We start from the raw sequence: 12,730 nt of genomic DNA on the forward strand, positions 1-12,730 counted from the left end.
CACCAGACAGGCAGCTTCCTGTTTGAACTCTGGCGTAAAAGATCGTCGTTTCCTGGTCATCTGACACCTCGCTTATGGTGGTGATATTACCACCTACGTTGGTGTCCGGAATCAGTGAACCACTACAGCCTGCATATGGTGGTGGAGGTGACGATGGAGCGGGATAACAAGTTGCTCTACCAGCGCTTTTTAAAATCCGCGCTAAGCGCCCCTGAAGTGAAGCAATGCTATCAGGTAACCGGCGAGTGTGATTTTGTATTGATTGTGACGGTGGCTGATTTAGATGAGTACGACCGCTTCTGCGACCAAGTACTCTATGGCGACGACAACCTGCGTAAGTTCCGCACGTTACTGTCGCGTAAGCGGCATAAGTTTGAGACGTCGGTACCGATGGAAAGCTTGCTCTCTACATAGCAAGATTCACGCTACTGAAGCAATGGGATACGTCAGCCAGCCGACGGGCGGCTCATGGCCCTGCCAGTGGGCAAGTACCGCTTGGCTGGCCGGGAATAACGGCATGGGAAGCGCACCAGGACGGAACCAGCGCCATTGAGTGAATACTTCCGGCTCAAGCACTAATGCCTCAGCTTCCTGCTCTACGTTGGCAAGTACTGCCCCTGTCACTATAGAGACGGCGCTATTCAAGTTCTGGGTTATCGCCAGCAACTTTGGGCGCCGCAGATCGGAAATCCCCGTTTCTTCGGCAATTTCACGAACAGCCGCCGCTTCAAATGACTCTCCCGCATCAACATGTCCACCCGGCAAACACCAGCTTGGCGGCTCGCCGGGCTTATCGCGGTAGCCAAGCAGCACTGCTCCGTCAGGCCGGACAAGAATAGCGCCAGCACCGATGACAGGCTGTCCGATATTGTCCATCATTACCCCCTATTCAGATTAGTTAGAGCACTTAGTTCACTTAAGCCGTCAGCCCAATCCCGCGCAAAATCACCGAGGTCACCGACTGCACGGCTTCTTCGAACTGCAGGTCGTCGTTTAGCAATAAATTGGTCTTCAAAGCTTAAACTCATCCGGCGGTGTATTTGGATCAGGCTCGTCTAGCGTTGCGACAACCGAACCAAGCATTGTTGTCAGTTCTCGCGACAAAAAGTCGGCGAATCGCGGGTTATCCAGCGTTCGCGCCAGCGTGTCAGTGGGTAGAAATCGCGTCATTTCTGAGTAGAAGGCAGTGCCTGAAATGATGGCTGGCAACCGTTCAATCATGTAGCGAGCCTTGGCTGAGTAATCCTCAACGCTATAATCCGCCAGTTTGCGATGGAGTAAATCAAGGTTGAGTTTTGCACCCTGCTGCTTCAACCACTGCAGATCCCAGATGTCCCGATGGCGTACATACTTTTCGGTGTTTACCAACGAGACGAGCTTGTCCGCCATGATCTCATCGTTACTCTCAGTGACCACCAATAGATCACTGTACCCATCAGGGAGAAAAGGATAATGAACCTGGATAGCATGCGCCTCGCGGGTATAAGCAGGGATGTTTGCGATCTCCAGCTTGATTCGCTGCTTCGGAATGTCTGGTCGCATGGGTGCGGTTACGACGGCGACCTGCCACTTATCGACTCTTACATCGGCGTATCGAGGATCGTCTCTGAGTTCTTTAGGTGCTTTCACCGTGACCTCAAGGCGATAGCGGCTGCTCATATAATCTTCAAGACACTCTTTGATCTGCGTAAAGTTTTCGCGTTTGAAGTCTCGGTCTCCCGCAAAATCCAAGTCTTCACTAAACCTGAGTGACCCCCGACAAAGTCGCAAGCAAGTCCCGCCTTGAAATGTCAATGTGTCGAGCAAGCCTTCTCTATCAAGGGCATAGAGAATATCGAAGTGGAGCAGTTCCTTTTCAATCACCGGGCGCATGGCTTTACGCGCTGGATCCTCCATGGCTTGCGCCACCAGCTTCTCATAATCACCCGGCTCAATCCGGCTCATTTAGCACCTCGATATCCACTAGGTGGGTATTTCTCCCTACACGTTTCAGATCAGCCCAAGCAGCCTCGGGCGTCGCTATCTTGAGGGGCCGACCAATATCTTTCATGCGCCCCATCAGCTCGGTGACTGGGCGGCGTGTATGGGTGAACTCGATGGTGCCATAAGGCGTGCGATAAGTGCCCTTTCGGCCGGTGGTCATAACGGTCAGTCGATCAACCGGAATCTGTGAGATAGCGCCATATTCAGATAAAGCCGACTCTAAGGAGACGTAACTGTATTCGCCGCGCCGCATGGCCCGGGCGATACGCTCCAGTCGATAAGCATCTGGCGTTCGAGACAGGGTATAATGATAGATGCCCCGCGCAACACTCTCCAACACTCCATGGCGACGGAGGCGGTTCACCCCTTCCTGTAGCGTTTTCGAGTTATCTTCATGGAAGAGCTTGGCAAGATCTCGAAGCGTGAAGATTGTGCGCCCCTGGCGATCCCATGCATCCAAGCGTTGGCGGGCGACCATGTGATTCATAAATGCACACCTAGACTATATATACATAGCATAGATGTACACTTAAATGCCTTCAAGCCACTTTTTCGCTCACGCCGTCAGCCCGATCCCCCGAAGTATGACCGAGGTCACCGACTGCACGGCTTTTTCGAACTGTAGGTCGTCAAGCGGTTGGTCGTCGTTGAGCAGGCAGATCTGGTAGTCAAAGTCGGCGTAGTGCTGAGTGGAGGCCCAGATCATGTAGAGCAGGTAGGACGGCTCGACGGGGTTTATCTGGCCCGTTTCAACCCACTCGCGGATTTTCGACTCTTTGAGCTTGGCCCATTCGTAGAGGTTGTCGCGCAGGCGTTCTTTAAGGATCGGGGCGCCCTGCATCACCTCGGCCGCCCATACTTTTGAGCCGTGGGCACGATTGCGGGAGTGGTTCATCTTGGCGCGAATATAGGTGGAGAGCACCACGCGGGGGTCATCGTAGAGTTCGAAGCATAGCGCGTCCTGCTTCCAGACCTCTAAAAGCTCCAGTAACACATCCTGGTAGAGCGCTTTTTTAGTCGAAAAGTAGTAGTGCACGTTGGACTTTGGAATATCGGCCATCTGGGCGATTTCGCCCATTGATGCCCCGGCATAGCCCTTTTCAGCAAACAGCTGTTCCGCCGCCTGGAGAATCTTTTTCACGTTGGTCTGCCGAATTTCGTCCTGGGTTCTTGCCACGCTGCACTCATCCTTTCATGTCTTACGCCTAGAAGACGCACCAAAAAAGCACCATCGCAGTGCGACGGTGCTGAGAAGATGTCTTAGTTACTGTGGCGCGTCAACTTTGATTGGCAGGAAAAGAGAACTCCGCCTGTGTGGCTTCACTCACGGAAGGCCAGCGTTGGGAAACCGCCTTGCGGCGGGTATAGAAGCGTACCGAGTCGGGCCCGTAGGCGTGAAGGTCACCAAACAGCGAACGCTTCCAGCCGCCAAAGCTGTGGTAAGCCACCGGTACCGGAAGCGGCACATTGACACCGACCATGCCGACTTCAATGCCGTCGGTAAAGCGGCGGGCGGCTTCGCCATCGCGGGTGAACAGGCAGGTGCCGTTGCCGTATTCGTGGTCGTTGATCAGTTGCATGGCGTCGTCCAGGCTGCCGACCCGCACCACGCAAAGTACCGGGCCAAAGATCTCTTCCTGGTAGATACGCATCTCGGCGGTGACGTTATCGAACAGGCAGCCACCGACAAAGTAGCCTTCTTCATGGCCCGGCACTGCCAACTTACGACCATCGGCGACCAGCGTTGCCCCGGCATTGACGCCGTCTTCGATGAAACTCAGCACTTTATCGCGATGCTCTGCCGTCACCAGTGGCCCCATGTCCAGGCCTTTCTCGGTGCCGGGGCCGACTTTCAGATGGGCGATTTTGGGCAGCATGGTTTCCACCAGTCGATTGGCGGTCTCATCGCCGACACATACGGCGACCGAGATCGCCATGCAGCGCTCGCCGCAGCTGCCAAATGCAGCGCCCATCAGCGTATTGGCGGCGTTTTCCAGGTCGGCGTCCGGTAGCACTACGGCATGGTTCTTTGCGCCGCCCAGGGCCTGCACACGCTTACCGGCGGCGGAGCCACGGGTATAGATCGCCTCGGCCACCGGGGTGGAGCCGACAAACGAAATGGCTTTGACGGCCTTGGCATCGAGCAGCGTTTCCACGGCTTCACGCCCGCCGTGCACCACGTTCATCACGCCGTTGGGCAACCCGGCCTGCTGCAGCAACTCAGCTACCGCCATCGCCGCCGAAGGGTCTTTTTCCGACGGCTTGAGAATAAAGGTGTTACCGCAGGCTATCGCCATGGGGTACATCCACAGCGGCACCATGGCGGGGAAATTGAACGGGGTAATGCCCGCCACCACGCCCAGGGGCTGGAAGTTGGACCAAGCATCGATGCCCGGCCCGACGTTGTGGGAGTACTCGCCCTTCAACAGCTCCGGCACGCCACATGCGTACTCGACGTTCTCGATGCCCCGCTTGAGCTCGCCCATGGCGTCTTCCGGGGTTTTGCCGTGCTCTTCGCTGACCAGTTGTACCAGGTGCTCGGCGTTATCTTCCAGCAGTTGCTTGAAGCGGTACATGACCTGGGCGCGCTTGTTGGGCGGCGTATCGCGCCAGGCGGGAAACGCCGCCTGGGCGGCGGCAATTGCTTGCTCGACGTCGGCGGCACTGGCATCTGCCACTTGGCGAATCACTTGCCCCGTCGAGGGATTGGTCACGTCCAGCGTGCGCTGGCTTTCGATCAAATCACCGTTAATCAGGTGGGAAACAACGTTCATGTTCTACTCTCCGTCATCATTTATGCCAGCGCATCCAGGGTGGTCGCCACGGCGTCGAACAGCCGCTCCAGCTCGGCCTCGGTAGTGCCAAACGGAGGACCAAACTGCAGCGTGTCACCGCCGTAGCGCACGTAGAAGCCTGCTTCCCAGAGCGCCATGTGCGCATCGCGGGGGCGAATCGTTGGGTCGCCGTCGCGGGGTGCTAGCTGAAGCGCCCCGGCCAGGCCGTAATTGCGGATATCCACAATGTGCTGACGGCCTTTGAGGGCATGAAGCTTCTGCTCAAAGGTAGGTGCAATGGCAGTGACCTGAGCGGGGAAGTTGTCGCGCTCCATCATGTCAAGCGCAGCAAGCCCCGCGGCGCAGGCCACCGGGTGGGCGCTGTAGGTATAGCCATGGGGAAACTCGACGGCGTGCTGCGGGCCGCCCGCGTGCATGAAGGTGTCGAAAATCTCGCTGGACGCAATTACTGCGCCCATGGGGATGGCGCCATTGGTGATCTGCTTGGCGACGTTCATGATATCCGGCGTGACGCCAAAGGCCTCGGCACCGGTGGTCGCGCCGCTGCGCCCGAAGGCAGTGATCACCTCGTCGAAAATCAGCAGAATATCGTGGGCGGTGCAGATCTCGCGCAGCCGATCCAGATAGCCCTTTGGCGGCACGATCACCCCCGCCGAGCCGGACATCGGCTCGACAATCACCGCGGCAATGGTCGAGGCATCGTGGAGCGCGATTTGATCGAGCAGCGCATCGGCAAGCTCAGCGCCTGAGTCCGCCTGGCCTTTCGTGAAGGCATGACCCGCCTGGAGCGTGTGCGGCAGGTGCGTTACGTCCATCAACGGGCCGTAATGCTTACGATTGGGGCCGATGCCGCCGAGGCTGGTGCCGCCGATGTTAACCCCGTGATAGCCCTTGGCGCGGCCGATCATGCGAGTCTTTTCGGGCTTTCCCTTTAGGCGCCAGTAGGCCTTGGCCATCTTGACCGAGGTATCGGCCGCCTCGGAGCCCGAGTTGGTGAAAAACACATGGTCAAGCCCGGCAGGCGTCAGGCTGGCCACCTTTTCCGCTAGCTTGAAGGCCAGCGGGTGGCCAATCTGAAAGCCGGGGGCAAAGTCGAGGCTACCCAACTGCGCCGCCACGGTTTTCTGAATCTCTTCCCGGTTGTGGCCCGCGCCGCAGGTCCACAGGCCGGAAAGCGAATCGAAAAGCTTGCGGCCCTGGTCGTCGATGTAATAACGCCCTTCCGCCCCGGTGATGACACGCGGGTTGGCGCGAAAATCCCGATTCGAGCTAAACGGCATCCAGTAATGCTGATTCAGCACGCCATCGGGCGCGTGGTCGCCAGCAGCATCCGCTGAAGCCTGAGGGGTGGTTTTGCTTTTTAGTCCAAACATGGTGTCCAGCTCCATCGCTGTGAGGCATGGCCTCAGCGTGGCCGACTGAACACGTTTATAAAATCATGCTTTCCTTTTGTTCACGTTAGACAATCTATACGTAACACGGCATGGCGAAGCTACCCCTCACAGCCTGCAAACTTGAACGGGCCCCTCATCAACACTCGATCGTATTAACCGCCAACCCGCCTTTCGAGGTTTCCTTATATTTATCCTGCATATCAGCGCCGGTATCACGCATGGTGCGGATCACCTTATCCAGCGAGATAAAGTGCTCGCCATCCCCCCTTAGTGCCATCTGGGCGGCGTTGATGGCTTTTATTGACGCGATGGCGTTGCGCTCGATGCAGGGCACCTGGACCAAGCCGCCGACGGGGTCACAGGTCAGCCCGAGGTTATGCTCCAGGCCGATTTCAGCGGCATTTTCGACCTGCGCGACACTGCCGCCCATCAGTTCCGCAAGGCCAGCGGCGGCCATCGCGCACGCGGAGCCAACTTCGCCCTGGCAGCCTACTTCGGCACCCGAGATCGAGGCGTTTTTCTTGCACAGAATGCCCACGGCACCTGCCGCCAGCAGGAAGTCGACGACGTCTCGCTCGCTGGCCCCTTCGCGGAAGTGCATGTAGTAGTGCAATACCGCCGGAATAATACCCGCGGCACCATTGGTCGGCGCCGTCACCATGCGACCACCCGCGGCATTTTCTTCATTGACCGCCAGCGCATAGAGGTTGACCCAGTCCATTGCCGACATCGTCGTGGTAATCACTGACGGATTTTCATCCACTGCCTGCAATCTTTGATGCAGCAAACGCGCCCGCCGACGAACATTCAGCCCGCCGGGCAACACGCCTTCGGCCTCGAGTCCTTTGTTCACACAGGCTTTCATCGCCGCCCAGATATCGCAAAGCCCTTGGCGTATCTCGGCTTCGCTGCGCCAGGCGCGCTCGTTTTCGAGCATCAGCTCACTGATTCGCAGGCCGCTATCCCGACACATGGTCAACAAGTCGGCCGCGGTATGAAAGTCATAGGGAAGCTCGGTGGTATCGCTGTCCAGTTGACCTTGATCTGCCTGGGCCTGATCCACCACGAAACCTCCGCCCACCGAGTAATAGGTATTGCGGTACAGCTCACCGTTTTGTCCATGGGCGATCAGCCGCATGGCATTGGGATGATGCGGCAGGCTTTCCTCGAACAGCTGCATGTCACGCTGCCACTGAAAGGGAACGCTGTACTGGCTGTTCAGGAGCAGCACCTCAGAGGCTTTCAACGCGCTGATCGAGGGGCCAATAACATCCGGATCGATTTCATCTGGCCTTTTCCCCATCAGGCCCATGATGACGGCGTGATCCGTGCCGTGGCCCACCCCTGTTGAGGAGAGAGAACCGAAGAGGTGCACCTCAACGCGAGTGACGTCGTTCAGCAGCTCACTTGCCCCAAGTTCACCGATGAAGTCAAAAGCGGCCCGCATTGGGCCGACAGTATGTGAACTCGATGGCCCGATGCCGATCTTGAAGAGATCGAAAACACTGATTGACATGCTTGTCTACCTTACAGAGATGTTGTCATTATACGACTAGCGGTCAAAAACCACGGTGCGATTGGCATGCAGGAAGACACGTCGCTCCACATGGAGGGTCACCGCCCGGGCAAGCGTCAAACACTCGACATCCCGCCCCTTGGCTACCAGGTCTTCCGGGTAGTCGGTATGGCTGACGGGCTCGACCCCTTGGGTAATGATAGGCCCTTCGTCGAGGTCATCGTTAATATAATGAGCCGTTGCGCCCACTAGCTTGACCCCCTTCTCGTAGGCTTGATGATAAGGGCGAGCCCCCTTGAAGCCGGGCAACAGCGAGTGATGAATGTTGATTGCCTTGCCCGTTAACTTTTGGCACATGCCGCTCGAGAGCACCTGCATATAGCGGGCGAGAATGACCAGTTCAGCCCCGGCGGCCTCTATTTCTTCCCAGACCTGTGCTTCCTGCTCTGGCTTGGTTTGCGGGGTAATCGGTAGATAGCGGTAAGGAATGCCATGCCATTCGGCCAGGGGCGCCAAATCCGGGTGATTGGAAACAATCGCGCGGATATCGATGGGCAGTTGGCCTATGCGGTAACGGTAGAGCAAGTCGTTGAGGCAGTGATCCGCCTTGGACACCATGATCACCACCGGTATACGCGTCTCGGGTGCCGTCAGCTCGAAGCTCATCGCAAAGTCAGCCGCCCGTTCGGCGAACGCCGACTGAAAGGCGTCCGCATCGAACGTCTCGTCCTCGGGACGGAACTCGGTGCGGATAAAAAACCGCTCGCTGAGCCGGTCGTCAAATGACTGTTGTTCGGTGATGTAACAGCGTTGTTCTTTTAGAAAACGCGTCACAACGTCGACGGTGCCAAGCCGACTTGCACACTGAGCCGCCAATATCCAACGGTTATTTTTATCTTGCATAGCAGGTTCTCCCTCCCCCTCAGTGAGGAAAAGTCGAGGCCGGCATTTGCCGACCTCCACTCATCAGTCATCAACGCCGATGGCATACTCTTGGCTCGCATCCAGCAGCCAGCGATACAGGTAATCGGCAAAGCTGCGGCGCAATACCAGCTCCCAGCGGTCCTCGGCAGGACGCCGCAGGATCAGGTTACTTTTGGCAAAGACCGTGGTCACACCCTTGCCCACCGGGAATCCCGCTGGGTGCACGTCGTAGGGCGTCGATTTCATCAGAAGCTCAGTGGCGGCCTCGCCTTCGAGCTCAAGCAGCGTCTGACCGCCGCTGACGTTGACGATGGCATAATGAGCATCGCCCAGCGCCTCGCGCAACTTGGCTTCCAGGGAAAACTCTTCGCCACCGGGGACGATGACGAGCCACTCGTCCGGCGAGAGCCACTGGGCAGAGCGTTCGCCGCTTGGATCCTGGCTGAGGGTATTGGGGCGCGCCGGCAGGCCAAAACCGAGCACCTGCCGGACCGCTTCATCAAGCACAATGGCACCGCCGCGCAGCACCACATGGCCTAGCAGGGCGCGCTCACGGATCACCACGCGGCTGCGCTGTGAAACCCCGGGATGCCCCGTGTGATGGTACGACCAGGCCAACGGGGATTCCGCCGGCACCTCGGCGGTAGGGCGAACATCGTACATATTGATACCGGTTGCCGTGGTTGCAGACGTATGTTCAGACATGCTGACGCTCTCCCTTGGGGTCGTAAAAGACGGGGCTGACGATTTCGGCGGCATGGGTCTTGCCATCGACCATCGGCAAATAGACGATCTCGCCCATCCGCTGATGCCCGCCTTTGATCACCGCCAGTGCAAAGCCGCTTTCGAGTATCGGGCTGTAATAGCTGGACGTTACATGGCCCACCATCGGCATGGGGATGGCGTGGTCAGGGTCAAACACTATCTGCGCGCCTTCTTCCAGCACCACCGAGGGGTCCTTGGGCATAAGCCCGACCATCTGCTTGCGATCCACGCGCCGCGTATCCGAACGGGTCAGGGCTCGCTTGCCGATCCACGGAAAAGGCTTGTCGTAGCCCACCGCCCACTGCATGCCGAGGTCTTCCGGCGTGACCGAGCCATCCGTCTCCTGTCCTGCAATGATCAGTCCCTTCTCGGCCCTGAGCACGTGCATGGTCTCGGTGCCATAGGGGGTCAGATCGTATTTTTCACCGTGCGCGAACAGCGTCTTCCAGACATGCAGCGCATAGTTGGCCTGCACATTGATTTCGAAGGACAGCTCGCCCGTGAAGGAGATACGGAAGACCCGGGCGGGGACATCGGCCACCGTGCCTTCGCGCCAGTCCATGAATTTGAAGGTCTCGCGATCCAGGTCGATATCGGTGATCTCGGCAAGCAGCTTGCGTGCCTCAGGACCGGTAACCGTGATCGTCGCCCAATGGTCAGTCACCGAATTGAAATACACCTGCAAGTCGGGCCATTCGGTCTGGTGCCACAGCTCCAGCCACTCCATCACACCCGCTGCACCGCCGGTGGTGGTGGTCATCAGGAAGTGGTTCTCGCCCAGGCAGCTGGTGGTGCCATCATCCATCAGCATGCCGTCGTCCTTGCACATCAGACCGTAACGGACCCGCCCAGGCGCCAGCTTGGCCCACTTGTTGGTGTAAACCCGCCCCAGGAACTCGCGGGCGTCCGGGCCCTGGATATCGATCTTGCCCAGCGTCGAGGCATCCAGAATGCCGACCCCCTGGCGGACCGCCAGGCACTCTCTGGCCACGGCGTCGTGCATCGATTCTGTCTTGCCATTGACGGTTCGTGGAAAGTACCAGGGGCGCTTCCACTGACCCACGTCTTCAAACTCGGCCCCTTGCTCCACGTGCCACTGGTGCATGGCGGTATAGCGCTCGGGGTCAAAGAGGTCACGGCAGTGACGGCCCACAATGGCGCCAAAGGTCACCGGCGTATAGTTGGGCCGGAACACGGTGGTCCCCACTTCCGGGATCGTTTTACCCAGGCAGCGTGCCGCAATGGCCATGCCGTTGATATTGCCAAGCTTGCCCTGGTCGGTGCCAAAGCCCATCGCGGTATAGCGCTTGACGTGCTCGATGGATTCAAATCCTTCCCGCGTCGCCAGCTCGATCGCGGCAGCGGTCACGTCGTTCTGCATATCCACGAACTGCTTGGGGCCGCGCAGGGTCGGTTTTTCATGGGGCACCTGGTACAGCGCGCAGGCGGCACCCTGCCGGTAGGTGTTGACCTGTGGCAGCTCGACAGGCGTTGCCGCAAAGCCCAGCGCCGATAGCGCCTCAGCCGCTGCGGAACAGCCATTTGCCAGGCCATCCGCGAGCTGATGAAAGCCCCGCACGCTGCCCGCCGCATGCACGCCTTTGACCAGGCTGGGCACAAAACCGAGAATCTCGTCGTTCCAGGTTGGCCGTGCTCCGGTATGCGACGCCAGGTGAATCGCCGGGCTATAGCCGCCGGAGCTGGCGATGGTGTCGCACGACAAGGTGTCTGAGGAGCCGGTAACCTTGAAGGTTTCCGCATCGATGGTGGCGACGCGGGCGCCGGTCACCCGGTCGCTGCCCTTGGCTTCCAGCACTGCGGCGCCTTCGATAATGCGCACACCGCGCACCCGGGCCTGTTCGACCAGGTCACCTTCAGGGGCCTTGCGGGCATCGACAATGGCGACCACTTCACGGCCGGCATCGAGCCAGTCCAGGGCCGCGCGGTAGGCGTAATCGTTGGTGGTCGAAAGCACCAGCTTGTTGCCGGGTACCACGCCATAACGACGAATGTAGGTGGACACCGCACCCGCGGTCATGTTGCCCGGCACATCGTTATTGCCATACACCAGAGGCCGCTCATGGGCACCTGTCGCCAGCAGCACTTGCCCGGCCCGCACGCGGTGCATGCGCGAACGGCTCGGCCGCTGCCCATCGGTGAGCGGCGCCGTCTCGCCAAGGTGCTCGGTGCGCCGCTCATGCAGCGTGACAAAGTGATGGTCGTGGTAACCGTTCGCCGTGGTACGCGGCAGCAGGGTGACGTTCGCCATCTGGGCAAGCTCGCTCACGACGCCCTCGACCCAGTGGTGGGCCGGTTGGCCATCGAGCTGTTCGCGGCTATCGAGCAGCGAACCGCCCATTTCTTCCTGCTCATCGCACAGGATCACACGGGCACCGCTTCGCGCCGCCGTCAGCGCCGCGGATAACCCTGCCGGACCGGCACCCACGACCAGCAGATCGCAATGCTGGTTGAGGTGATCGTAATGATCCGGATCGCGCTCCATCGGGCTGCGGCCAAGCCCCGCTCCTTTACGGATGACCTTCTCGTAGGTCATCCACATGGAAGCAGGCGCCATGAACGTCTTGTAGTAGAACCCCGGCGGCATAAACTGCCCGCCAAGCTTGCCGAACAGGCTCATGACATCCCGCTGGACGTTCGGCCAACCGTTGGTACTGCGCGCCACCAGGCCATCAAAAAGGGCTTGTTGCGTGGCCCGCACGTTGGGCACCTGGGCGGCTTCAGTGCTGCCTAACTGCACCAGGGCATTGGGCTCTTCAGCCCCCGCTGCGACGATCCCCCGGGGCCGAGAATACTTGAAGCTGCGGTTGACGATGTTCACCCCGTTGGCGAGCAGCGCCGAGGCCAGGGTATCACCGGCATGGCCCTGGTATTGCTTGCCATTGAAGGTAAAGCTCAACGTTTGGGCGCGATCAATTCGCCCCCCTTCGCGAACACGATTCGGCTGTTTCAGCGACTGGCTCATACGTGAACTCCTTCCTGGCGCGACGGCTCTTGTTGTGCGTCATTGAGCTGATCGGCGGGCTTGCCCTCGGGGTACTCCGCCGTAAAGTGCGGCTGTTCGCCCATGGGGTAGGTCTCAAGAATCTCGTAGGTCACCGTGTTACGCGTGACATTGAAGAACTTGCGACAGCCGATGGCGTGCACCCACATTTCATGGTGGATGCCGCGCGGGTTATCACGGAAAAACAGATAGTCGCCCCACTCTTCGTCGCTGCAGGCGTCGGGGTCTGCTGGCCGTGTGATATGAGCTTGGCCCTTGGGATGAAACTCCTCTTCTTCGCGGAGCTCTTCGCAATAAGGGCAGTAAATATGCAACATGGTACTGACTCCGT

At 58.9% G+C, this 12,730-nt stretch carries 12 protein-coding genes; 1 reads left to right on the top strand and 11 read right to left on the bottom strand.

Features of this window, described 5'->3' with window-relative positions:
* Positions 1-114 precede the first annotated feature (114 nt).
* On the top strand, positions 115-414 hold the full coding sequence (locus NH395_RS13085) for an Lrp/AsnC family transcriptional regulator (RefSeq protein ID WP_253025462.1): 300 nt from the start codon (positions 115-117) through the stop codon (positions 412-414).
* A gap of 6 nt (positions 415-420) precedes the next feature.
* On the opposite strand, the gene NH395_RS13090 is transcribed toward NH395_RS13085, so the two are convergent.
* The 11 genes from NH395_RS13090 to NH395_RS13140 form a co-directional block, all read right to left on the bottom strand.
* Positions 421-876: an NUDIX domain-containing protein gene (locus NH395_RS13090; protein ID WP_253025464.1), complete on the bottom strand. Its 456-nt coding sequence runs from the start codon at positions 874-876 to the stop codon at positions 421-423.
* A 135-nt stretch (positions 877-1,011) separates the two neighbouring features.
* On the bottom strand, positions 1,012-1,944 hold the full coding sequence (locus tag NH395_RS13095) for a nucleotidyl transferase AbiEii/AbiGii toxin family protein (protein WP_253025465.1): 933 nt from the start codon (positions 1,942-1,944) through the stop codon (positions 1,012-1,014).
* The gene (locus tag NH395_RS13100; RefSeq protein WP_253025467.1) at positions 1,931-2,470 is read right to left on the bottom strand and encodes a hypothetical protein; all 540 of its coding nucleotides are present in this window, start codon (positions 2,468-2,470) and stop codon (positions 1,931-1,933) included. The genes NH395_RS13095 and NH395_RS13100 overlap by 14 nt, the downstream gene beginning before the upstream one ends.
* Before the next feature lie 69 nt (positions 2,471-2,539).
* Entirely contained in the window at positions 2,540-3,160 is a 621-nt protein-coding gene (locus NH395_RS13105) for a TetR/AcrR family transcriptional regulator (protein WP_092824418.1), read from the bottom strand.
* A gap of 100 nt (positions 3,161-3,260) precedes the next feature.
* Positions 3,261-4,757, bottom strand: coding sequence for a CoA-acylating methylmalonate-semialdehyde dehydrogenase (locus NH395_RS13110; RefSeq protein ID WP_253025469.1), 1,497 nt, complete (start codon positions 4,755-4,757; stop codon positions 3,261-3,263).
* Positions 4,758-4,777: 20 nt separating this feature from the next.
* Positions 4,778-6,151, bottom strand: coding sequence for an aspartate aminotransferase family protein (locus tag NH395_RS13115; RefSeq protein WP_290443831.1), 1,374 nt, complete (start codon positions 6,149-6,151; stop codon positions 4,778-4,780).
* A gap of 157 nt (positions 6,152-6,308) precedes the next feature.
* Positions 6,309-7,688 (bottom strand): L-serine ammonia-lyase, encoded by a 1,380-nt coding sequence (locus NH395_RS13120; protein ID WP_199284099.1) that lies wholly within the window; start codon positions 7,686-7,688, stop codon positions 6,309-6,311.
* 36 nt (positions 7,689-7,724) lie between these two features.
* Positions 7,725-8,591, bottom strand: coding sequence for a formyltetrahydrofolate deformylase (purU, locus tag NH395_RS13125; RefSeq protein WP_066314869.1), 867 nt, complete (start codon positions 8,589-8,591; stop codon positions 7,725-7,727).
* A 63-nt stretch (positions 8,592-8,654) separates the two neighbouring features.
* Entirely contained in the window at positions 8,655-9,317 is a 663-nt protein-coding gene (soxG, locus tag NH395_RS13130) for a sarcosine oxidase subunit gamma family protein (RefSeq protein ID WP_199284100.1), read from the bottom strand.
* Positions 9,310-12,360: a sarcosine oxidase subunit alpha gene (locus tag NH395_RS13135; RefSeq protein WP_253025481.1), complete on the bottom strand. Its 3,051-nt coding sequence runs from the start codon at positions 12,358-12,360 to the stop codon at positions 9,310-9,312. The genes soxG and NH395_RS13135 overlap by 8 nt, the downstream gene beginning before the upstream one ends.
* Positions 12,357-12,716, bottom strand: coding sequence for a sarcosine oxidase subunit delta (locus tag NH395_RS13140; RefSeq protein WP_066314862.1), 360 nt, complete (start codon positions 12,714-12,716; stop codon positions 12,357-12,359). The genes NH395_RS13135 and NH395_RS13140 overlap by 4 nt, the downstream gene beginning before the upstream one ends.
* Positions 12,717-12,730: the final 14 nt, after the last annotated feature.

The organism is Halomonas sp. Mc5H-6 (genome assembly GCF_024124705.1).
Classification (GTDB): domain Bacteria; phylum Pseudomonadota; class Gammaproteobacteria; order Pseudomonadales; family Halomonadaceae; genus Vreelandella; species Vreelandella subterranea.